A 23,377-nucleotide genomic window follows, 5' to 3' on the forward strand; every position below is an offset into this window, starting at 1 on the left:
ACGTGCGATGGAAGACCAGGCCGCGCAACTGGCCGACGCCGTGGCGATCTTCCGCCTCGACAACCAGGTCTCCGCTGCAGTGAAGGCGGTTGCCGCACGCGTGGAGCCACCGCGCATCACCACCGTGGCACGTCCGCAGCCGACCAGCACACCCGCGCCGGTCCGTCGCAGCAGCAACGCCAGCACCTTCGTCGCCAGCGACAGCGACTGGCAGGAATTCTGAGACCCACCCGCGGTGGCTTCGGCCACCGCCCCCGCCGATGGACACGTCCCCCGTGCAAAGTCCTACTCCCATCGTCACCGGCCCGCGCGAATTCGAGTTCGCCGACCGTGATTTCCGCCGTGTCTGCGACCTGATCTACCAGCGCGTGGGCATCGCCCTCGCGCCGGCCAAGCGCGACATGGTGTATGGCCGTCTGTCGCGCCGCCTGCGCACGCTGGGCATGCGCAGCTTCCAGCAGTACCTGGACCATCTGGAACAGGAAGACGGCGAGGAGTGGCAGGCGTTCACCAACGCGCTGACCACCAACCTCACCTCGTTCTTCCGCGAGCCCCACCACTTCGACAAGCTGCGCGAAGAACTGCAGCAGCGCTCCAGCCGCTCGCCGCTGCTGCTGTGGTCGTGCGCGGCGTCCACCGGCGAAGAACCGTACTCGATGGCGATCACCGCCTGCGAAGCGTTCGGCACGCTCAAGCCACCGGTGCGCATCGTCGCCACCGATGTCGATACCCAGGTGCTGGCCACCGCTGGCCGCGGTGTCTACAACATCGATCGGGTCGCCAATCTCGATCCGGACCTGCGACGCCGCTACTTCCAGCGCGGCAGCGGCCCCAACGAAGGCCAGTGCCGGGTGCTGCCGGCGCTGCGCGAACTGATCGAATTCCGTCCGTTGAACCTGCTCGCTCCGCGCTACGACGTCGGCGGCCCGTTCGACGCGCTGTTCTGCCGCAACGTGATGATCTACTTCGACAAGCCGACCCAGCGCGCCATCCTCGGACGGCTGGTGCAGCACCTGGCTGAAGACGGCCTGCTCTACACCGGCCACTCGGAGAACTACCTGCACGCCGCCGACCTGATCCAGCCCTGCGGACGCACCCTGTATCGCCGTGCTGCGAGGGCCGGCGCATGAACGCCTCGCTGCGTACCGACGATGTGATGCGCTACCAGGACGCGCGTTTCCAGACCATCGCCGCCAAACTGTTGCCGACCCAGTACCTGGTGGTCGATGACACCACCGCGCTGACCACCACGCTGGGTTCCTGCGTGGCCGCCTGCCTGCGCGACCCGGTGCTGAAGATCGGCGGCATGAACCACTTCCTGCTGCCCGAAGGCAATGCCGGCGATGGCGCACCGGCGCGCTATGGCAGCTATGCGATGGAGCTGCTGATCAACGACATGCTCAAGCGCGGCGCGCACCGCAAGCGCATCGAAGCCAAGGTGTTCGGCGGCGCCAACGTGCTCAAGGGCTTCACCAGCAACCCGGTCGGCACGCGCAACGCCGAGTTCGTGCGCCAGTACCTGCAGGCCGAGCACATCCCGATCATCGCCGAGGACCTGTGCGGCATCCATCCGCGCAAGATCTGGTTCTTCGCCGATACCGGCCGCGTGGTGGTGCAGCGCTTGCCGCATGCCCATGAGGCCGAAGTGGCCGCCACCGAATCGGCGGTACGTGCACGCCTGTCCAAGGCCCCGGTCACCGGCGGCGTGGAGCTGTTCGAATGACCCTGACCGGCAACGCCCCCTGCCGGGTCCTGATCGTCGACGACTCCGCCGTCGTGCGCCAGATGCTCACCGAGATCCTGTCCAGCGATCCGACCATCGACGTGGTCGGTACCGCCGCCGACCCGTTGCTGGCGCGCGAGAAGATCAAGCGCCTGGCACCGGACGTGATCACCCTGGACGTGGAAATGCCGCGCATGGACGGGCTGGCGTTCCTGGAAAACCTGATGCGCCTGCATCCCCTGCCAGTGGTGATGATCTCCTCGCTGACCGAGCGTGGCGCCGACACCACGCTGCAGGCGCTGGCGCTGGGCGCGGTGGATTTCGTATCCAAGCCCAAGCTTGATGTGGCGCGCGGCCTGCAGGGCTACGCCGATGAGATCATCGCCAAGGTGAAGATGGCGGCACGCTCGCGGGTGCGCCCGCTGATGCGCAGCAGCGCACCGAAGCTCACGCTTGAAGCCGCCCCGGCAATGCGTCCGGCCGCACCGCAGTTCCGTACCACCGACCGCCTGATTGCAATCGGCTCCTCGGCCGGCGGCACCGAAGCCCTGCGCGTGGTGCTGGAAGGCATGCCAGCCGATGCGCCAGCGGTGGTGATGACCCAGCACCTGCCCGCCAGCTTCAGCACGGCCTTTGCCGAGCGCTTGGACCGCCACTCGGCGATGGCCGTGCGCGAAGCCAGTGACGGCGAAGCGGTGCTGCCCGGCCACGCCTACCTGCCGCCGGGTGGCAAGCACCTGCGCATCATCCGCGACGGTGCACGCTGGCGCTGCCGGGTCGACGACGGCCCGGCGGTGAACCGGCACAAGCCTGCGGTGGACGTGCTGTTCCGTTCGGTCGCGCAGAGCGCCGGCGGCAATGCGATCGGCGCCATCCTCACCGGCATGGGTGACGACGGCGCACGCGGCTTGCTGGAAATGCGCCAGGCTGGCGCGCCGACCCTGGTACAGGACGAGGCCACCAGCGTGGTCTGGGGCATGCCCGGCGCCGCGTTCAAGCTGGGTGCGGCCCAGGAGCAGGTACCGCTGGAGCGCATTGCCGAGCGCCTGCTCGCCCTCGCCCGCGGCTGATGGGACCGTTGTAGAGTCGAGCCCACGCTCGGCTCACCACGCACCACGCGAACCGCAGCCGAGCACGGGCCCGGCTCTACAGACCATCACGCGACGAACTGCCGGCCAGCGGCCGGCACTACCGTACATCGGCGGCCCACAAAAAAACCCCCGGCGCGAGCCGGGGGTTTTTCTTTACCGCATCAGGCAGCGACCGTCTTGGCCACGTCCTGGTATTCCTCGATCTGGTCGAAGTTCATGTAGCGGTAGATCTCGGCGCCGCTGGCAGCGATCACGCCGATATCGGCCATGTACTCTTCCTTGGTCGGGATGCGGCCCAGACGCGAGCAGATCGCGGCCAGTTCCGCCGAACCCAGGTACACATTGGTGTTGCGGCCCAGGCGGTTCGGGAAGTTGCGCGTCGAGGTCGACATCGCAGTGGAGCCTTCGCGGATCTGCGCCTGGTTGCCCATGCACAGCGAGCAGCCCGGCATTTCCATGCGTGCACCGGTGGCGCCGAAGGTGCCGTACACGCCTTCCTTGGTCAGCTCCGAAGCATCCATCTTGGTCGGCGGGGCCACCCACAGGCGGGTCGGCAGGTCACGCTTGCCGTCCAGCAGCTTGGCGGCCGCACGGAAGTGACCGATGTTGGTCATGCACGAACCGATGAACACTTCATCGATCTTGGCGCCGGCCACTTCGGACAGGGTCTTCACGTCGTCCGGATCGTTCGGGCAGGCCACGATCGGCTCGTGGATGTCGGCCAGGTCGATCTCGATGACGGCAGCGTATTCGGCGTCGGCATCCGGCTCCAGCAGTTCCGGGTTGGCCAGCCACGCTTCCATCTTCTCGATACGGCGCTGCAGCGAACGCGGATCCTGGTAACCCTCGGCAATCATCCACTTCAGCAGGGTGATGTTGCTGGTCAGGTACTCGATGATCGGTTCCTTGTTCAGGCGCACCGAGCAACCGGCAGCCGAACGCTCGGCCGACGCGTCGGACAGTTCGAACGCCTGTTCGACCTTCAGTTCCGGCAGACCTTCGATTTCCAGGATACGGCCGGAGAAGATGTTCTTCTTGCCAGCCTTGGCCACGGTCAGCAGGCCCGACTTGATGGCGTACAGCGGAATGGCATTGACCAGATCACGCAGGGTCACGCCCGGCTGCATCTTGCCCTTGAAGCGCACCAGCACCGACTCCGGCATGTCCAGCGGCATCACGCCGGTAGCCGCGGCGAAGGCGACCAGGCCCGAACCGGCCGGGAACGAAATGCCGACCGGGAAACGGGTGTGCGAGTCACCACCGGTACCGACGGTGTCCGGCAGCAGCATGCGGTTGAGCCAGCTGTGGATCACGCCGTCGCCCGGGCGCAGCGAGATGCCGCCACGGGTGGAGATGAACTCCGGCAGGGTGTGGTGGGTCTTCACGTCCACCGGCTTCGGGTAGGCGGCGGTGTGGCAGAACGACTGCATCACCAGGTCGGCCGAGAAGCCCAGGCAGGCCAGGTCCTTCAGCTCGTCGCGGGTCATCGGGCCGGTGGTGTCCTGCGAGCCGACCGAGGTCATCTTCGGTTCGCAGTAGGTGCCCGGGCGCATGCCCTGGCCTTCCGGCAGGCCACAGGCGCGGCCAACCATCTTCTGCGCCAGCGAGAAGCCCTTGCCGGTGTCAGCCGGCTGCACCGGCAGGCGGAACAGGTCGGTCGGGGCCAGGCCCAGCGCTTCACGCGCCTTGCCGGTCAGGCCGCGGCCGATGATCAGCGGAATGCGGCCACCGGCACGCACTTCGTCGAACAGCACGTCGGACTTGACCTGGAACTCGGCGATCACTTCACCGTTCTTCAGCGCCTTGCCTTCGTACGGACGCAGCTCGACCACATCGCCGTGCTCCATCTTCGACACGTCCAGCTCGATCGGCAGCGCGCCGGCATCTTCCATGGTGTTGTAGAAGATCGGGGCGATCTTCGAACCCAGGCAGACGCCACCGGCGCGCTTGTTCGGGATGAACGGAATGTCATCGCCGGTCCACCACAGCACGCTGTTGGTAGCCGACTTGCGCGAGGAACCGGTGCCGACCACATCGCCGACATAGGCGACCAGGTGGCCTTTGTCCTTCAGGTCGAGGATCTGCTGGATCGGGCCGCGCTTGCCGTCTTCTTCCGGGGTGAACGGCGCGTCGTCGCGCTTGTTCTTCAGCATCGCCAGGGCGTGCATCGGGATGTCCGGGCGGGTGGTTGCGTCCGGCGCCGGCGACAGGTCGTCGGTATTGGTTTCGCCCGGCACCTTGAACACGGTGACGGTCAGGCTCTGCGGCACTTCCGGGTTGCTGGTGAACCACTCGGCATCGGCCCAGCTCTGCAGCACGGCCTGGGCGTTGGCGTTGCCGGCCTTGGCCTTTTCCTGCACATCGTGGAAGGCATCGAAGACCAGCAGGGTCTTCTTCAGGCCGTTGGCGGCGATGGTGCCGACACTGGCATCGTCCAGCAGCTGCACCAGCGGGGCCACGTTGTAACCGCCGAGCATGGTGCCCAGCAGTTCGGTGGCGCGCTCGCGGCTGATCAGCGGGTTCTGCTCGCTGCCCAGTGCGATCGCGGCCAGGTACGAGGCCTTGACCTTGGCTGCGTCATCGACGCCGGCCGGCACGCGGTGGGTCAGCAGGTCGAGCAGGAACTCGGCCTCGCCCTGCGGTGGGTTCTTCAGCAGTTCGATGACATCGGCCGTCTGCTGCGCGCTCAGCGGCAGCGGCGGGATGCCAAGCGCAGCGCGCTCGGCGACGTGGTGGCGGTAGGCTTCCAACATGACAACTCCCGGGTAATGCGTAGGTTGAAAAAACAAAGTGGGCTCAGGCTTGCGGCACGATCAGCTTCAGGCCCTTGAAGTAGTCGCGGTAGAACGTGTCGTTCCAGGTGATCAGGCCATCGCACTGCAGCAGTGCGTGAGCGCCGACCATGAATTCGTCCAGGCTGCGGCGGCTGCCGCTGCGCTGGCGGTGACGGCGGTGCATCTCGCCGGCGCGCAGCGCCGACTTGGCCTCCATCGGGTTGAAGTGCACGCCCATTTCTTCCAGCGCTTCGAGCACTTCGGCGCCGCCGCGCAGCGATGCGCAGACTTCGGCCAGGGTCGCGCCGCAGACCACCACGCGGCCACCCACCAGGCTCTGGCGCAGGATGGCTTCCACCGCATCGGCCTGCGGGCCATTGCTGAGCAGTTCAACCAGCACCGGCGAATCGACGGCGATCATCACCGGTCAGTCCTCGTCGCGCACCGAACGCACGGCCGCCTCGGACGATTCGAAACCATCCAGCGCGAACTTGCCGCGCGCCCGTGAGATGGCATCGTCAACACTCTTGCGCAGGATGATGCGGCTGCCGTCCAGCTCGACCTTGAGCAGCGTGCCCTTGGTCAGGCCGAGGGCATCACGTACCGCCTTGGGCAGGGTGATCTGTCCGCGTTCTGCAACAGTGGCTTCCATCGGTAGGCCCTCTTCGGTATGCACGAATTATACATACCAAAGGGTCCATACCGCCAGTCACGTACCTAGAACGCCACCTGCAGGCGGGTATTGAAGGTCGTGCCCTCGTCCCTGCCCTGCCCGCTGCCACTGCGGTTGTAGGTCTGCCAGCGGATCGCCTCGAACATCACCCGGCTGTAGTCGTTCAGGTACCAGTTCGTTCCGATCGTCCAGGCGTGGCCGGTGCCGCCGGTGGGCAGCTCGCCGTAGTCCACGTCCTCATAGCGCGCCTTCAGCTCCCAGGCCCCCGCGCCGCCCTGGGTCACCGGGTCGGCCACTTTCACCTTGCCCCAGGTGCCGGCCTTGCCTGAATAGGCCGGAACGGCGCCTGCCAGGAACCAGCCCGCCGACACCGCCCAGGCCTGATGGTCCAGGTTGTAGCGGCCTCCGGCATCGACCCCGCGCAGGTTGCGCGTGCCCCATTCGCCGGTGGCCCAAGCCGGGCCGAAGAAGCCAGCCGCTTCCAGGCCATAGGCGTTGCTGCGCTTGGCGCCGGCCAGGGTGCCCGGGGCGATCCTGACCAGATCGTTGAAGTGCCCGGCGATGGCCGAACTGCGCAGCACACCGCTGGCACCGGCGGCGATCTCTTCGTGGAACGCCCATGCCCCCAGATGCACGGTGGCCGCCTTGCTGGCCACCGGGTTCCAGTGCACGCGCGTGGCCCAGGTCAGGCTGTCGTTGTCGGTGCCGGCATTGTTCAGGTCATTGCCCGCCACCGACAGGCTGGCGTGCCAGCCCTTGCCGTATACGCGCTCGGTCAGGCCCACGCCGAACAGGCCGCGCTGCGGCAGCATCAGCGTGCCCACCACGTTGCGGTCCGGGAACGGCGTGTTGGACGTGCTGCTGGAGCCGTCGATGCCGCGATCGTTCAAGCGATTGCCCACGGTCAGGTCGGCCGGCAGGCCGAACAGGTGGTGGTCCACGGTGGCATAGACCGATTTCCAGGCCACCGCGTTGTCGGCGAAGTCGCCCTCCACCGCCCAGCCGAGAATGCCGTAACGACCCTCGGCTCCCAGCCGCACCGAGCGGATCTCGGTGCCGGAAATGTTGCGGTCGGCCACCGACGAGCCGTCAGTGCTCGACGCATCAACGAACAGGCGGCCACGCGGGCGGAACGCCACGTTGCCGTCAGCGCTGCTGAACTCGGGTGCGCCCTTCGACCACGACACCTTCGGTGCCTTGGACTGGCTCGATTCCAGCGCGGCCACGCGGGTTTCCAGTGCCGGCGAAGGCGCAACCGCGGCCGCAATAACGCCACTCTGTGCGCCTTCAACGGCACGCAGGCGCGCTTCAAGCTTCTGGATCTGCAGCGCCTGCTGCTGCACCAGTGCCGACAGTTCGGCCGGACTCAACGGGGCCGGGGCAGACTGCGCTCCGGCAGGGCCGCTGGCCAACAGCAGGCCGAGCGCGACCGACAGCGCTGCGCGGGGCAGCACGGTGTGCGTGTTCATGGGCTCTCTCTCCGGCCAGCCGGCCCCCTGGCCTGGCGCTGGCCCGTTGCGGTGGTGCGGGGGAAGATCGGGGGAGGCAGCGCGCGCCGCCGGGTCAGCCCGGCGGCGCGGCATGCGGGCTCAGCGCAGCGCGGTCAGCTGGTGGCCTGTGCCTGGGCGTTGGGGCGCCAGGTGATCAGCTTGTTCTCGACCACATCCAGCAGTGCATCGATGACCAGCACGAAGGCGGCCAGGATGATGATGCCGGCAAACACGCCCACGGCATTGAAGTTGCCCTCGGCCTGCGCGATCAGGTAGCCCAGGCCTGCCGAAGCACCCAGGTATTCGCCGATGATGGCGCCGACCACGGCAAAGCCCACCGAGGTACGCAGCGAGGACAGGATCCAGCTGGCGGCCGCGGGGAAGTACACGTGGCGCAGCAGGTCACTGCGGCCCGCACCGAGGATGCGCGCATTGGCCAGCACCACCGGGTTCACTTCGCGCACGCCCTGCATGGCGTTGAAGAACGTGGTGAAGAACACCAGGGTCACCGCCAGCGCCACCTTCGACCACAGGCCCAGGCCCAGCCACAGCACGAAGATCGGCGCCAGCACCACCCGCGGAATCGCGTTGAAGCCCTTGATGAAGGGGTCCAGGATGCGCGCCGAGCGGCGGCTCAGGCCGAGCCAGACGCCACCGGCCACGCCCAGGCCGGTACCGATCAGGTAGCCCAGCGCGGTTTCGGTCAGGGTGATGTAGACGTGCTGGTAGAACGAGGTATCGGACAGCCAGGTCCAGGCCTGCTGCGCGATCGCCGTCGGCGACGGGAAGAAGAACGGGTCGATCCAGCCCAGCGCGATGCCGCCCTCCCAGCCACCGAACACGGCGATGACCAGTGCGATCTGGATGAAGCGGTCAGTCTTGGCGTGCATAGCTCTTCTCCACTTCGCCGCGCAGGCAGGCCCAGATGTCGCGGTACAGGTCGGTGAAACGTTCGTCCAGCTTGATCTCCGCCACGTTGCGCGGCCGTTCCAGGTCCACATCGAAGCTGCGCACGACCCGGCTTGCGGGGCCGGAAGACAGCACCACCACGCGGTCACCCAGGGCGATGGCTTCCTCCAGGTCGTGGGTGATCAGGATCACCGAGCGGCGATCCTCCTGCCATAGGCGCAGCAGCTCGTTCTGCATCAGGTGGCGGGTATGGATGTCCAGCGCCGAGAACGGCTCGTCCATCAGGATCACCTTCGGCTCGACGATCAGCGCCTGCGCCATCTGTACGCGCTTGCGCTGGCCACCGGACAGCTGGTGCGGGTAGCGGTGCTCGAAGCCGGCAAGGCCGACCTTGGCCAGCCACGCGTTGGCCTTGGCCTTGCGCTCGGCCTCGGGCACGCCACGGAAACGCAGGCCCAGCTCGACATTCTGGTAGGCGGTCTTCCACGGCAGCAGCGCATCCTGCTGGAACAGGTAGCCGACTGACTCCTGCACGCCGTTGACCGTGCGGCCGTCGATGGCCACGTCACCGGACGAGGGCTTGAGCAGCCCTGCCACGGAATTGAGGATGGTGCTCTTGCCGCAGCCGGTGGGGCCGACGATGGCGAGGAACTCGCCGTCGCCCACCTGGATGTCGACATCGCGCACGGCGGTGAACTCGCCGAAGGACATGGTCACCTTGTTGATGGCGACCATGGTCTGTGCAGGCTCCAGCTGCGGCGCGCCGTTGAGCTGGCGCACGGTGGCATTGAGGGCCATGGGGTTACCTCCGCTTAACGTTGGGCAGCCGGCGCCGCAGCGTGGGCACGCTCGACGAAGGCATTGGTGTAGGTCCTGGACAGATCGATGTCGGCGTTGGCGACATCCTTGTTGAACTCGCGAAGCACCTTCAGCGGCGTTTCCAGATCAGCCGGGGTGAAGTGGCCGTCGGTGGTGAAGATCGCGCGGGCGTTCTCCACGGCACGGGCATAGGTGGCGCGGTCGCCGGAGACGTAGCTGTCCGGCAGCGCGGCAACGATGTCCTCGGCGCTGTTGTCGGCAATGAACTTCAGCGCCCGCTGTTCGGCGCGGGCAATCTTCTCGGCCGCCTGCGGACGCTGTTCGAGGAAGCTGCGGTTGGCGTACATCACCGAGGTGGGATAGAGGCCGCCGTAGACCTGGCGTGCGCCTTCGTCGCTGCGCGCGTCGATGATGATCCTGCCGACCTTGCGATCGGTGATCAGCGTCGCGGCCGGATCGTAGTTGACCAGCAGGTCGATCTTGCCCTGCTCAAGCGCGGCCACCGCCGCCGCGCCGGAACCCACGCCGATCAGCGAGATGCTGTCCACAGGGATGTCATGCTGGGCCAGGAAGTGGCGCACGAAGAAGTCGGATGACGAACCCGGGGCGGTAATGCCGATCTTCTGGCCCTTGATGGTCTGCGGGCGCGCCGGATCGAAGCTGGCATCCTCGCGACCGGCCATCACCAGGCCCGAGTTGCGTGACAGCAGCACGAAACCGACCACGTCCTTGTGCTTGGCCTGCATCTGGATAGTGTGGTCATAGAAGCCCACTGCCACATCGGTGGAATTGGCCACCAGCGCCTGCAGGACCTTGGAGCCGCCCTGGGCGAAGTTCTCGGTCTTCACCTCCAGCCCGGCATCCTTGAAATAGCCCTTCGCGTCGGCGATGAAGAACGGCAGGTTGTTGAGGTTGTAGGAACCCACGCTGATCCGCACCGGCGCATTGTCGCCGCCGGGCGCCGAGGCTCCGCTGGCATCGTGTTTGCCGCAACCGGACACGGCCAGGCTCGCCGCGCACAGCGCGGCCATGAAGAACTGCTTGTACATCATCCCTCCCAGGAGTGAAGCATCTGCGTTGTAGTGGCCTGGCCACGCGCATCTGCGCGGCCCCGACCGGTTTCAGGTCATGCCGCTGAGGTCCATTGGCGGGCTTCGGTGGAATGGGTTTCGGCAGCGGCGGGCGAAGTCGCGAACACGCGCCCTTCGAACAGGCGGCGCGCGGTGCGGACCACGCTGGCAACGACCGGCGCGTCGTCCGAGCTGCGGCTCAGGCCCACTTCCAGCAGGCCGCTCGGATGTTCGAGGGTAATGCTGCCCGGCATCGGCAGGCATCCGACGAAAGTGTTGGCCAGGGTGCCGGGCGTGACTGCGGCGGTGGCCAAACCGACCGCGCCGGTGATGGCAAGTGCGGTGTGGCATTGGTGGGGCATGAAGTAGCGGACCTGCAGGTCGCCGCCCTGCTGCGGTGCGGAAAGTAGTACCGGCTTGGGAATCACCTTGCTGCCCGCATCGGCGATGCCCATGCGCGTACCCGCCTCGATGCGCATCGCCTCCAGCCGCGCCAGCAGCGCGTGATCCGCATTCAGTTCCGCCGGCGAGGCGTCGCCGTGGACACCCATATCGGCCGCGCGCACCATCATCATCGGCATCGCGCAGTCCACCAGGCTGACCGCCACGCCATGGATGGTTTCCTGCGCATGGCCACTGGGCAGCAGCTTGCCGGTGCGGGCACCGGCGGCGTCCAGGAAGGAAAGCCGCACCGGCGAGGCCGAACCCGGCGCACCGGCGATCCGCGTATCACCGCGGTAGACCACTTCGCCGCCGGGGGTCTCCACCGTTGCCACGATCAGCTTGCCGGTGTTGACGTTGAAGATGCGCACCCGCGTCTGCGGATCCTGCGCCTGCACCAGGCCGCGTTCGATGGCATACGGGCCGACTGCGGCCAGCATGTTGCCGCAGTTGGGCGAGGTGTCCACCACCTGCTGCTCCACCCGCACCTGGGCGAACAGGTAGTCCACGTCGGCATCGTCGCGACTGGAGCGGTCGATGATCGCCACCTTGCTGGTCAGGGCGTTGCCGCCGCCAATACCGTCGATCTGCAGCGGGTGGCCCGAGCCCATCACTTCCAGCAGCAGGCGGTCGCGCCGGGCGGTGTCCGCCGGCAGGTCGGATGCCAGGAAGAAGGGACCTTTGGAGGTGCCACCGCGCATGAGTACGCAGGGAATGCTGAGCAGATCGTTGGACATACGTGTGCTAGATTGATGCGTATCGGGGATGAATGACCCCTCTGTGATTCGATACTGGCATGACCCCAATTGATCTGTGAATTGCTGATTTTTGGATGATTGATACCGAATGAGCATCAATTGCGAAATCCTCGACCTGCGCGCTTTCCTCCTCGTTGCAGAGACGCGCAGCTTCCATCGCGCTGCGGAAAGCCTGCACGTTTCACAGCCGGCGCTCAGCCGCCGAATCCAGAAGCTGGAGCAGGCGGTCGGTTCGCCCCTGCTCGAACGCACCACGCGCAGCGTCAGCACGACCGCTGTCGGCGAGAACCTGCTGCCGTTGGTACGGCGCATGCTGGAAGAGTTCGACGGATCGCTGTTTTCACTGCGCGGGCGCGAAGACACCCGCGGCGCAACGGTGACCATCGCCTGCCTGCCGACGGCGGCGTTCTACTTCCTTCCCAGCGTGATGGCACGCTTCCACGAGGCGCATCCGAACGTGCGCTTCCGCATCCTGGATATCCCGGCCACCGAAGGACTGCAGGCGGTGGAACGCGGCGAAGTGGAATTCGGCATCAACTTCATGGGCGCCAACGATCCCAACCTTGATTTCGACGTGCTGGCCGAAGACCCGTTCGTGCTGGCCTGCCGCCGCGACCATCCACTGGCCCGCAAGCGCAAGGTCGAATGGGCCGATCTGGCCCAGCACCAGCTGATCACGGTGCATCGCACCAGCGGCAACCGCACCCTGCTCGACGGCGCGCTGGCACGCGAGAACCTGAAACTGAGCTGGCACTACGAGGTGACCCACCTGTCCACGTCGCTGGGCATGGTCGAAGCCGGCATCGGTGTATCGGTGCTGCCGAAAATGGCCACACCCGATGGGGACCACCCGATCCTGGTGACCCGCCCGATCGGCAACCCGGTGGTGTCGCGCACCATCGGCATCGTGCGTCGTCGCGGCGCCCTGCTCTCGCCCACTGCCGAACGTTTCCTGCAGATGCTGATGAGCCAGTGGCGCGGCAAACCGTGACATCCGCACTACATACAGCCATGTAACCTTGCGTCCTGCGCCAAGGGCGTTCCGCCCCCTCCCTGCTCGGCCATACTGGCGGGGATCCGGCGGCCGCAACGCCACCGTCACACGCAAGCAGGCCCGCCACGGCGGGCCACTGCAAGCCAACCGCAAGAAGGAGTTACCCCGCATGAGCGATTCGTTCTCCACCCGCAGCCAGCTGAACGTCGGCGGCAAGACCTACGACTATTTCAGCCTGCCCACGCTGGGCCAGCGCTTCGATATCTCCCACCTGCCCTACTCGATGAAGATCCTGCTGGAGAACCTGCTCCGGCATGAGGACGGCGGCGCCACCGTCGGCCCGGACCACATCGAAGCCGTGGCCCGCTGGAACCCGTCCGCTGAACCGGACACCGAAATCGCCTTCATGCCGGCGCGCGTGGTCCTGCAGGACTTCACCGGCGTGCCCTGCGTGGTCGACCTGGCCGCGATGCGCGATGCGGTGGTCAAGCTCGGCGGCTCGCCCGAGCAGATCAACCCGCAGATTCCCTCCGAGCTGGTCATCGACCACTCGGTGCAGGTCGACGTGTTCGGCAAGCCGGACGCGCTGGACCTCAACGGCAAGATCGAGTTCCAGCGCAACCAGGAGCGCTACGGCTTCCTGCGCTGGGGCCAGAAGGCCTTCGACAACTTCAAGGTGGTGCCGCCCAACACCGGCATCGTCCACCAGGTGAACCTGGAAAACCTGGCCCGCGTGGTGATGACCGCGGACAAGGACGGCAAGGCGGTGGCCTACCCCGATACCGTGTTCGGCACCGACAGCCACACCACCATGATCAACGGCATCGGCGTGCTCGGCTGGGGCGTGGGCGGCATCGAAGCGGAGGCGGCCATGCTCGGCCAGCCGTCGTCGATGCTGATCCCGCAGGTGGTCGGCTTCAAGCTCACCGGCAAGCTGCCCGAAGGCGCCACCGCCACCGATCTGGTGCTGACCGTCACCCAGATGCTGCGCAAGCTGGGCGTGGTCGGCAAGTTCGTCGAGTTCTACGGTGACGGCCTGCAGCACCTGCCGCTGGCCGACCGTGCCACCATCGGCAACATGGCCCCGGAATACGGCGCCACGTGCGGCATCTTCCCGATCGACGCCGAGTCGCTGAACTACCTGCGCCTGTCCGGCCGCAGCGAAGAGCAGATCAACCTGGTCGAGGCCTACGCCAAGGCGCAGGGCCTGTGGCACGAACCGGGCAGCCCGCACGCCCAGTACAGCACTACGCTGGAACTGGACATGGGCACGGTGAAGCCGTCGCTGGCCGGCCCCAAGCGCCCGCAGGACCGCGTGCTGCTGGGAGACGTGCAGAAGAACTACCGCGAAGCGCTGGTCGGCATGACCGCCAACCGTGACAAGCGCAGTGAGGATGTGTCCTCGTTCGTCAATGAAGGCGGCGGCGCTGCGGTCGGCAACGAGCAGCTGGCCAAGGGCTTTGCCGACATCGAGATCGAGAACCGCAAGGTGCGGCTGAAGGACGGCGCAGTGGTGATCGCCGCCATCACCTCCTGCACCAACACCTCCAACCCGGCGGTGATGATCGGCGCAGGCCTGCTGGCGCGCAACGCGGCGGCCAAGGGCCTGAACCGCCAGCCGTGGGTGAAGACCTCGCTCGGCCCAGGCTCGCGCGTGGTTACCGATTACCTGGAAAAGGCCGGCGTGCTGAAGGAGCTGGAGAAGATCGGCTTCTACGTGGTCGGCTACGGCTGCACCACCTGCATCGGCAACTCCGGCCCGCTGCCGACCGAAGTCAGCGCCGGCATCGCCGCCGGCGATCTGGTGGTCACCTCGGTACTGTCGGGCAACCGCAACTTCGAGGGCCGCGTGCATCCCGAAGTGAAGATGAACTACCTGGCCAGCCCGCCACTGGTGGTGGCCTACGCCATCGCGGGCACCACCGACATCGACCTGACCACCCAGCCGCTGGGCACCGGCAGCGATGGCCAGCCGGTGTTCCTGCGCGACATCTGGCCGAGCAACAAGGAAATCGGCGATGTCATCGCCGCCACCATCGGTCCGGAGATGTTCAAGCAGAACTACGCTGACGTATTCAAGGGTGATACCCGCTGGAACACCATCGCCTCGCCGGACGGCAACCTGTATGAGTGGAGCGATGCCTCCACCTACATCAAGAACCCGCCGTACTTCGATGGCATGACCATGCAGACCGGCAGCATTGACGACGTGCACGGCGCACGCGTGATGGGCCTGTTCGGCGACTCGATCACCACCGACCACATCTCCCCGGCCGGCAACATCAAGAAGGACTCGCCGGCAGGCCGCTTCCTGCAGGAGCGCGGCGTGCAGCCGGCCGACTTCAACAGCTACGGCAGCCGCCGCGGCAACGATGACGTGATGGTCCGCGGCACCTTCGCCAACATCCGCATCAAGAACCTGATGTTCGGTGGCGAGGAAGGCGGCAACACCCTGTACTACCCCGCCGCTGGCGGCCAGCCGGAAAAGCTGGCGATCTACGATGCGGCCATGAAGTACAGGGCCGACAAGGTGCCGCTGGTGGTGCTGGCCGGCAAGGAATACGGCACCGGCTCGTCGCGCGACTGGGCGGCCAAGGGCACCCTGCTGCTGGGGGTGAAGGCAGTCATCGCCGAAAGCTTCGAGCGCATCCACCGTTCCAACCTGGTCGGCATGGGCGTGCTGCCGCTGCAGTTCCGCAACGGCGAGAACGCGCAGTCGCTGGGCCTGGACGGCTCGGAGGTGATCGACATCACCGGCCTGCAGGACGGTGCCAGCAAGCGCGCCACGGTCACCGCGACCAAGGCCGACGGCACAAAGAAGTCCTTCGAGGTCTCGGTGATGCTGCTGACTCCGAAGGAAGTGGAGTACTTCCGCCACGGCGGCCTGCTGCAGTACGTGCTGCGCCAGCTGGCCAGCAAGTAACGGAAAAGGGCCGGATCCTTGTGGGTCCGGCCCTTTGCGTCTGCGACGCCCCCTTGTAGAGCCGAGCCTGCGCTCGTCTGCTTCTGCGCCAACAGCAGCCGAGCGTGGGCTCGGCTCTACAGAGGCGCTCAGCGGCGGGGCGCGTCCGGGTCGGTGCGCAGCGCCTTCAGCAGGCCCCACATGTAGAACGCCAGGATGAACGAGAACGGCAGGCCGCACAGCACCACCGCTGTCTGCATCGCGCTGAAGTTGCCCGCCAGCAGCAGGCCGACGCTGGCCACGGTGATGCCCACCGCCCAGAACACGCGCAGCCAGATCGGCGCGTCGTGGCCGTCCTCCACGCCGTCATCGACGCGGCGGGTGCACAGGTTGGCGATCATCAGCGTGCCCGAGTCGACCGGGGTCAGGAACAGCACGAAGCCGATCACCACCGCAGCACCGGCCACGTACGGCGCGCCGGGCAGGTATTCCAGCAGCTTGAACAGCGTCATCGCCGCATCGTTCTGCGCCACCTCACCGAGGATCGCCTGGCCGTGATTGAGCACCAGATCGATGGCGGTGTTGCCGAAGATCGACAGCCACGCCAGGGTGAAGCCGAGCGGGATCAGCAGCACGCCCATGATCACTTCGCGGATGGTGCGGCCACGCGAAATGCGCGCCACGAAAAGGCCGACGAACGGTGCCCAGGCAATCCACCACGCCCAGTAGAACAGCGTCCACGAGCCCATCCACTCACGGCCCTTGGGGTCGTTGAGGTACATGTCGAAGCTCTTGCGCACGAACGCGCCCAGGTAGTCGCCGGTGTTCTGGATCAGGCCGTCGAACAGGTGCAGGGTCGGGCCGGTGACCAGCACGAACAGCAGCAGGCCGCACAGCAGGCGCACGTTGAGATTGGAGAGCCAGGCGATGCCCTTCTCCACACCCGCCACCACGCCGATGGTGGCCACCGCCATCATCACCAGCACGATCGCCACCAGCACCTGCGGCGTATCCGGGATGTTGAACAGGTAGACCAGGCCGGACTGCACCACAAGCGCACCGATGCCGAGGTTGGTCACCATCGAGATCAGCGTGGCCAGGATGCCGAACCCATCGACCATGTCGCCGATGCGACCATGGATGCGCTCACCGAAGATCGGGTACAGCGCCGAGCGCAGCGCCAGCGGCAGGTCGCGGCGGTAGGCGAAGTAGCCCAGCGCCACGCCGACCAGCGCGTACAACGCCCAGCCGTGCAGGCCCCAGTGCAGGAAGGTCAGCACCATCGCCTCGCGGCCGGCGGCCACGGTGCCGCCGGGCTGCCCGGGCGGATGCAGGAAGTGGTCCAGCGGCTCGTAGGCGCCGTAGTACAGCAGCGCGATGCCGATGCCGGCCGAGAACAGCATCGACACCCAGGCCACGTAACCGAAGGCCGGTGATTCCTCGTTATGGCCCAGGCGGATGCGGCCATACGGCGAAAACGCCAGCCACAGCACGAAGCCCAGGCACAGCACGATCAGCAGCATGTACCACCAGCCGAACGCTGCCGAGACCTCGGCCTGCACCCATTGCAGCCAGTGCTCGCTGCCTTCGGGATAGAGAACGGTGAGCAGCCCGAGGATGCCGATCGACACCGAGGAGCTGAAGAAGACAAAACGGTTCAAGCGCAGGGGCGAACGCTTGGGATGAGCCAGGGAAGACATGGGGTCGTCTCATCAAGTCCGAGGGAGCACATGGGCGGGGCCGGACCGGTAAACCGGGCCCATGGCGTGGGGCGCGAGCGCATCCTAGGGTTTATTGATTGAACGTTCAATCAATAAAAAGCATAATGGCCGGCAGCCCGATCCTTCGGGTCGCAATCCGTGGAGAGACAATGCCGAAGAAAGGCGTGGAACCGGTACGGCGCGAGCAGCTGATCCGGGCCACTTTCCAGACCATCGACGAGATCGGCATGGCCGATGCGACCGTCGCCACCATCGCGAAGAAGGCAGGGCTGTCCAGCGGCATCGTCGCCCACTACTTCGGCGACAAGGACGGCCTGCTCAATGCTGCAATGCGGCAGATCCTGCGTGAACTGAAGGATGCCGTCGCCCGCTACCGCGCCGAGGTAGGCGACGATCCGCGCGAGCAGCTGCGCGCGATCGTCGATGGAAATTTCGACGACAGCCAGATCAACGGCACCGCGATGCGCGTCTGGCTGACCTTCTGGGCCGCCAGCATGCACCAGCCGGAACTGGCCCGGCTGCAGCGCGCCAACGACCAGCGCCTGTTCTCCAACCTGTGCCACCAGTTCAACCGCCTGCTGCCCCACCCGCAGGCCCGCCTGGCCGCCCGCGGCCTGGCCGCGATGATCGACGGCCTGTGGCTGCGCGGCAGCCTAGTCGGCGGCCAGTTCAACGCCGAGAAGTCCCGGCGCATCGCATACGGCTATATCGACTTCCAGTTGCAGGCTGGCGCGCTATAAGCGCTTCAGCACCCGCCCCCTTCCAAGGAGTACGCCCCATGACCACCCTGCCCGTCCAACAGCTCTACATCCACGGCCAGCGCGTCGATGCCACCAGCGGCAAGACCTTCAAGACCGTCAACCCGGCCACCGGTGAGGTGATCGCCGAAGTGCAGGTGGCCAGCCATGCCGACGTCGAGCGCGCCGTGCAGAGCGCGGCCGAAGGCCAGAAGGTGTGGGCCGCGATGACCGCAATGGAGCGTTCGCGCATCCTGCGCCGCGCCGTCGAGATCCTGCGCGAGCGCAACGACGAGCTGGCCCACCTGGAAACCCTGGACACCGGCAAGGCGCTGGCCGAAACCACCACCGTGGACATCGTCACCGGTGCCGACGTGGTCGAGTACTACGCCGGCCTGGCCACCGCCATCGAAGGCATCCAGCTGCCGCTGCGCGAATCGAGCTTCTTCTACACCCGCCGCGAGCCGCTGGGCGTGGTCGCCGGCATCGGCGCGTGGAACTACCCGATCCAGATCGCCATGTGGAAGTCGGCCCCGGCCCTGGCCGCCGGCAACGCGATGGTGTTCAAGCCGTCGGAAGTGACCCCGCTGACCGCGATCAAGCTGGCCGAGATCTACACCGAAGCAGGCGTGCCGGCCGGCGTGTTCAACGTCGTGCAGGGCCCGGGCCGCGAGATCGGCCAGTGGCTGACCGAGCACCCGGTGATCGAGAAGATCTCCTTCACCGGCGGCGTCGCCACCGGCAAGAAGGTGATGGCCAGCGCCGCGTCCTCGTCGCTGAAGGAAGTGACCATGGAGCTGGGCGGCAAGTCGCCGCTGGTGATCTGCGATGACGCCGACCTCGACCGCGCCGCCGACATCGCGGTGATGGCCAACTTCTTCAGCTCCGGCCAGGTCTGCACCAACGGCACCCGCGTGTTCGTGCCGCGCAGCATGCTGGCTGCCTTCGAGGCCGCCGTGGTCGAGCGCGTCAAGCGCATCCGCATCGGTGACCCGATGGCCGCCGAGACCAACTTCGGCCCGCTGACCAGCTTCCCGCACATGGAAAACGTGCTGCGCTACATCGAAAGCGGCAAGGCCGAAGGCGCCCGCCTGCTGACCGGCGGCGGCCGTGCCACCGAAGGCGCACTGGCCAATGGCGCCTACGTGCTGCCGACCGTGTTCTCCGACTGCCGCGATGACATGACCATCGTCAAGGAAGAGATCTTCGGGCCGGTGATGAGCATCCTCGCCTACGACGACGAAGACGAAGTGGTGCGTCGTGCCAACGACACCACCTTCGGCCTGGCCGCCGGTGTGGTCAGCAAGGATGTCAGCCGCGCCCACCGCATCATCCACCGCCTGGAAGCCGGCATCTGCTGGATCAACACCTGGGGTGAATCGCCGGCCGAAATGCCGGTCGGCGGCTACAAGGAATCCGGCGTCGGCCGCGAGAACGGCCTTTCCACCCTCGGCCACTACACCCGCATCAAGTCGGTGCAGGTCGAGCTGGGCGACTACGCCAGCGTGTTCTGACCGGCGCGCCCTGCGCGCGCCCCATCGTGCGGCCATCGTGCCGATCCGACATTCCGCCGGGACGCCTGCATGCAGCGCGCCCCCGGCCTGCAGGAGACACCCATGAGCACCCACAACGAGTACGACTACATCATCATCGGCGCCGGTTCGGCCGGCAACGTGCTGGCCACCCGCCTCACCGAAGATGCCGATGTCAGCGTGCTGCTGCTGGAAGCCGGTGGCCCGGACTACCGGCTCGACTTCCGTACCCAGATGCCGGCCGCACTGGCCTTCCCATTGCAGGGCAAGCGCTACAACTGGGCGTACAAGACCGATCCCGAGCCCTTCATGAACAACCGCCGCATGGATTGCGGCCGCGGCAAGGGCCTGGGCGGCTCGTCGCTGATCAACGGCATGTGCTACATCCGCGGCAACGCGATGGACTACGACAACTGGGCCAGCATGCCGGGCCTGGAAGACTGGACCTACCTGGACTGCCTGCCGTACTTCCGCAAGGCCGAAACCCGCGACATCGGCCCCAACGACTACCACGGCGGTGACGGCCCGCTGCGCGTGACCACGCCCAAGGCCGGCAACAACGAGCTGTTCGCGGCGATGGTCGAGGCCGGCGTGCAGGCCGGCTACCCGCGCACCGACGACCTCAACGGCTACCAGCAGGAAGGCTTCGGCCCGATGGACCGCACGGTCACCCCGCAGGGCCGTCGTTCCAGCACCGCCCGCGGCTACCTGGACCTGGCCAAACCGCGCCCGAACCTGACCATCGTCACCCACGCGCTGACCGACCGCATCGTGTTCTCGGGCAAGCGCGCGGTGGGCGTGCAGTGGCTGCACAACGACCAGCCGCAGCGCGCCACCGCGCGCCGCGAAGTGCTGCTGTGCGGCGGTGCCATCGCCTCGCCGCAGATCCTGCAGCGCTCCGGCGTCGGCCCGGCCGACCTGCTGCGCAGCCTGGACATCGACCTGGTGCACCATCTGCCCGGCGTCGGCGCCAACCTGCAGGACCACCTTGAGATGTACCTGCAGTACGAGTGCAAGAAGCCGGTGTCGCTGGCGCCGGCGCTGAAGCTGTACAACCAGCCCGCAATTGGTGCCGAGTGGCTGTTCCTGGGCACCGGCATCGGCGCCAGCAACCAGTTCGAGGCCGGCGGCTTCATCCGCAGCGACGCCGAGTTCGACTGGCCGAACCTGCAGTACCATTTCCTGCCGGTGGCGATCAATTACAACGGCTCCAACCCGATCAAGGCGCACAGCTTCCAGATGCACGTCGGTTCGATGCGCTCGCCCAGCCGTGGCCGCATCCACGTGCGTTCCAAGGATCCGCGCGAACATCCCAGCATCCTGTTCAACTACATGTCGCACGACCAGGACTGGCGCGAGTTCCGTGCGGCGATCCGCATCACCCGCGAGATCTTCGCGCAGCCGGCGCTGGCACCGTACAGCGGCCGCGAGATCTCGCCGGGCAGCGCACTGCAGACCGATGCACAGATCGATGCGTTCGTGCGCGAGCATGCCGAGACCGCCTACCACCCGTCGTGCTCGAACAAGATGGGCCACGCCGATGACCCGATGGCAGTGGTCGATGGCCAGGGCCGCGTGCACGGCCTGGAAGGCCTGCGCATCGTCGATGCGTCGATCATGCCGCAGGTCGTGACCGGCAACCTCAACGCGCCGACCATCATGATGGCCGAGAAGCTGGCCGACGTGATCCGCGGCCGCACCCCGCTGGCCCGCAGCACCGCGCCGTACTACAAGGCCAACGGCGCACCGGTGCGCAACAAGGGCTGAGCCGCAAACCGGCAGGTGCCCACCTTGGTGGGCACGCCTCCGCCGCGCCCCTCGCAATCCCGTGCCGACCAAGGTCGGCACCTACCCTTGCCGCCGCCGCGAACCCCTCTTCGCGTTTTCCCTACGGCGGGGTATGCTGCAATGAACGGCCATTGTCGCTACGCTCAGGGCCGCAACCTAATACATCACGATTCCTGGAGGGGGAATATGAGTCTGGATCGTCCCTGGCTGCAGAGCTATCCGAAAGGCGTTCCCGCCGAAATCGACGTCAACGAATTCCATTCGGTCGCTTCGGTCTTCGACGCTTCCGTGGCCAAGTTCCGCGACCGCCCCGCCTACTCCAGTTTCGGCAAGGTGCTGACCTACGGCGAGACCGACGCGCTGGTCGAGCAGTTCGCCGCCTACCTGCTGGGTGAGCTCAAGCTCAAGAAGGGCGACCGCGTCGCCCTGATGATGCCCAACTGCCTGCAGTACCCCATCGCCACCTTCGGCGTGCTGCGCGCCGGCCTGACCGTGGTCAACGTCAACCCGCTGTACACCGCGCGCGAGCTCAAGCATCAGCTGGTCGATGCCGGCGTGGCCGCCCTGGTGGTAGTGGACAACTTCGGCGACACCGTCGAGCAGGTCATCGCCGATACGCCGGTCAAGCACGTGGTCACCACCGGCCTGGGCGACCTGCTCGGCGGCAAGGGCGTGATCGTCAACTTCGTGCTGAAGTACGTCAAGAAGATGGTCCCCAACTACCATCTCAAGGGCGCGGTGCGCTTCAAGCAGGCGCTCAAGCTGGGCAGCCGCCACAGCCTGCCCAAGGTCGAGATCGACCATGACGACATCGCCTTCCTGCAGTACACCGGTGGCACCACCGGCGTGGCCAAGGGCGCGATGCTGACCAACCGCAACCTGATCGCCAACATGCAGCAGGCCTCGGCCTGGATCAGTGCGTCGGGCATCGAGATGGGCAAGGAGTGGATCATCACCGCCCTGCCGCTTTATCACATCTTCGCGCTGACCGCCAACGGCCTGGTCTTCATGAAGTTTGGTGGCTGCAACCACCTGATCACCAACCCGCGCGACATGAAGGGCTTCGTCAAGGAGCTCAAGTCGGTGCGCTTCACGGCCATCACCGGCGTCAACACGCTGTTCAACGGCCTGCTCAATACCCCCGGCTTTGACACGGTCGACTTCTCCTCGCTGAAGGTCACCCTGGGCGGTGGCATGGCCGTGCAGCGCGCCGTGGCCGAGCGCTGGAAGAACGTGACCGGCGTGACCCTGGTCGAGGCCTATGGCCTGACCGAAACCTCGCCGGCGGCCTGCATCAATCCGCTCACCCTGACCGAGTACAACGGCTCGATCGGCCTGCCGATTCCGTCCACCGATGCCTGCATCAAGGACGACAACAGCGCCATCCTGCCGTTGGGCGAGGTGGGCGAGCTGTGCATCAAGGGCCCGCAGGTCATGAAGGGCTACTGGCAGCGGCCGGACGAGACCGCAAAGGCCATCGACGCCGATGGCTGGCTGCACACCGGCGACATGGCAAGGATGGACGAGCACGGCTTCTGCTACATCGTCGACCGCAAGAAGGACATGATCCTGGTGTCCGGCTTCAACGTGTACCCGAACGAAGTCGAAGACGTCATCGCGATGATGCCGGGCGTGCTGGAAGTGGCCGCCGTGGGCGTGCCGGATGAGAAGTCCGGTGAAGTGGTCAAGGTGGTCATCGTGAAGAAGGACCCCAACCTGACCGCCGAAATGGTCAAGGAACACGCCAGGGCCAACCTGACCGGCTACAAGCACCCCAAAATCGTTGAATTCCGAAAGGAGCTGCCGAAGACCAACGTCGGCAAGATTCTTCGCCGCGAACTGCGAGATACGCCCGCCCAGTAAGGGTTTGGGGCTGTCTGGATGAGCAAGGGCCCGGGACGGGAACGTCCCGGGCCCTTTCGCATGCGCCGCCCCGGGGGCGGTGTAGCATCGCC

The 23,377-nt window shown here is 66.5% G+C and carries 19 protein-coding genes; 10 read left to right on the plus strand and 9 right to left on the minus strand.

The window, feature by feature from the left end; genetic code table 11:
• The 4 genes from AC5YGJ_RS19290 to AC5YGJ_RS19305 all read left to right on the plus strand — a co-directional run.
• Positions 1-223 (plus strand): hypothetical protein (locus tag AC5YGJ_RS19290; RefSeq protein ID WP_496187445.1); only part of this gene is annotated, 223 nt, incomplete at its 5' end.
• A 37-nt stretch (positions 224-260) separates the two neighbouring features.
• Positions 261-1,130: a CheR family methyltransferase gene (locus AC5YGJ_RS19295; protein WP_496187446.1), complete on the plus strand. Its 870-nt coding sequence runs from the start codon at positions 261-263 to the stop codon at positions 1,128-1,130.
• On the plus strand, positions 1,127-1,723 hold the full coding sequence (cheD, locus tag AC5YGJ_RS19300) for a chemoreceptor glutamine deamidase CheD (RefSeq protein WP_014037083.1): 597 nt from the start codon (positions 1,127-1,129) through the stop codon (positions 1,721-1,723). The genes AC5YGJ_RS19295 and cheD overlap by 4 nt, the downstream gene beginning before the upstream one ends.
• Entirely contained in the window at positions 1,720-2,793 is a 1,074-nt protein-coding gene (locus tag AC5YGJ_RS19305) for a protein-glutamate methylesterase/protein-glutamine glutaminase (protein WP_249844097.1), read from the plus strand. Before cheD ends, AC5YGJ_RS19305 begins: the two co-directional genes overlap by 4 nt.
• Positions 2,794-2,975: 182 nt before the next feature.
• Here AC5YGJ_RS19305 and acnB read toward each other — a convergent pair whose 3' ends face one another.
• From acnB to AC5YGJ_RS19345, 8 genes are all read right to left on the minus strand, one after another.
• Positions 2,976-5,567, minus strand: coding sequence for a bifunctional aconitate hydratase 2/2-methylisocitrate dehydratase (gene acnB / locus AC5YGJ_RS19310; RefSeq protein WP_249844098.1), 2,592 nt, complete (start codon positions 5,565-5,567; stop codon positions 2,976-2,978).
• A gap of 43 nt (positions 5,568-5,610) precedes the next feature.
• Positions 5,611-6,009: a type II toxin-antitoxin system VapC family toxin gene (locus tag AC5YGJ_RS19315; RefSeq protein ID WP_008267153.1), complete on the minus strand. Its 399-nt coding sequence runs from the start codon at positions 6,007-6,009 to the stop codon at positions 5,611-5,613.
• 6 nt (positions 6,010-6,015) lie between these two features.
• On the minus strand, positions 6,016-6,240 hold the full coding sequence (locus tag AC5YGJ_RS19320) for an AbrB/MazE/SpoVT family DNA-binding domain-containing protein (protein ID WP_249844099.1): 225 nt from the start codon (positions 6,238-6,240) through the stop codon (positions 6,016-6,018).
• 65 nt (positions 6,241-6,305) lie between these two features.
• On the minus strand, positions 6,306-7,730 hold the full coding sequence (locus AC5YGJ_RS19325; RefSeq protein WP_496187447.1) for an OprO/OprP family phosphate-selective porin: 1,425 nt from the start codon (positions 7,728-7,730) through the stop codon (positions 6,306-6,308).
• 134 nt (positions 7,731-7,864) lie between these two features.
• Entirely contained in the window at positions 7,865-8,641 is a 777-nt protein-coding gene (locus AC5YGJ_RS19330) for an ABC transporter permease (RefSeq protein ID WP_249844101.1), read from the minus strand.
• On the minus strand, positions 8,625-9,458 hold the full coding sequence (locus AC5YGJ_RS19335; protein WP_249844102.1) for an ABC transporter ATP-binding protein: 834 nt from the start codon (positions 9,456-9,458) through the stop codon (positions 8,625-8,627). Before AC5YGJ_RS19335 ends, AC5YGJ_RS19330 begins: the two co-directional genes overlap by 17 nt.
• Before the next feature lie 14 nt (positions 9,459-9,472).
• Positions 9,473-10,528 carry an ABC transporter substrate-binding protein gene (locus AC5YGJ_RS19340; RefSeq protein WP_496187448.1) on the minus strand — a complete coding sequence of 352 codons (1,056 nt, stop codon included), beginning with the start codon at positions 10,526-10,528 and terminating at the stop codon, positions 9,473-9,475.
• A 77-nt stretch (positions 10,529-10,605) separates the two neighbouring features.
• Complete coding sequence (locus AC5YGJ_RS19345) at positions 10,606-11,727, minus strand: 4-oxalomesaconate tautomerase (protein ID WP_409461365.1); 1,122 nt, start codon at positions 11,725-11,727, stop codon at positions 10,606-10,608.
• A gap of 109 nt (positions 11,728-11,836) precedes the next feature.
• On the opposite strand from AC5YGJ_RS19345, the gene AC5YGJ_RS19350 reads away from it, so the two are divergent.
• Entirely contained in the window at positions 11,837-12,739 is a 903-nt protein-coding gene (locus AC5YGJ_RS19350; RefSeq protein WP_049455867.1) for a LysR family transcriptional regulator, read from the plus strand.
• A 172-nt stretch (positions 12,740-12,911) separates the two neighbouring features.
• Complete coding sequence (gene acnA, locus AC5YGJ_RS19355; protein WP_496187449.1) at positions 12,912-15,665, plus strand: aconitate hydratase AcnA; 2,754 nt, start codon at positions 12,912-12,914, stop codon at positions 15,663-15,665.
• 128 nt (positions 15,666-15,793) lie between these two features.
• Here the strand turns inward: acnA and AC5YGJ_RS19360 are convergent, their stop codons facing one another.
• Entirely contained in the window at positions 15,794-17,344 is a 1,551-nt protein-coding gene (locus tag AC5YGJ_RS19360; RefSeq protein WP_496187450.1) for a BCCT family transporter, read from the minus strand.
• Positions 17,345-17,514: 170 nt separating this feature from the next.
• Between AC5YGJ_RS19360 and betI the strand changes: the two genes are divergently transcribed.
• From betI to AC5YGJ_RS19380, 4 genes are all read left to right on the plus strand, one after another.
• Positions 17,515-18,105 carry a transcriptional regulator BetI gene (gene betI, locus AC5YGJ_RS19365; RefSeq protein ID WP_197646908.1) on the plus strand — a complete coding sequence of 197 codons (591 nt, stop codon included), beginning with the start codon at positions 17,515-17,517 and terminating at the stop codon, positions 18,103-18,105.
• 38 nt (positions 18,106-18,143) lie between these two features.
• The gene (gene betB, locus AC5YGJ_RS19370; RefSeq protein ID WP_496187451.1) at positions 18,144-19,616 is read left to right on the plus strand and encodes a betaine-aldehyde dehydrogenase; all 1,473 of its coding nucleotides are present in this window, start codon (positions 18,144-18,146) and stop codon (positions 19,614-19,616) included.
• Between the two features lie 102 nt (positions 19,617-19,718).
• Positions 19,719-21,401, plus strand: a complete 1,683-nt coding sequence (gene betA / locus AC5YGJ_RS19375; RefSeq protein WP_496187452.1) for a choline dehydrogenase — start codon at positions 19,719-19,721, stop codon at positions 21,399-21,401.
• A gap of 207 nt (positions 21,402-21,608) precedes the next feature.
• Complete coding sequence (locus AC5YGJ_RS19380) at positions 21,609-23,285, plus strand: long-chain fatty acid--CoA ligase (RefSeq protein WP_496187453.1); 1,677 nt, start codon at positions 21,609-21,611, stop codon at positions 23,283-23,285.
• The last annotated feature ends 92 nt before the right edge of the window (positions 23,286-23,377 follow it).

This window comes from Stenotrophomonas sp. CS3K5 (genome assembly GCF_059515225.1).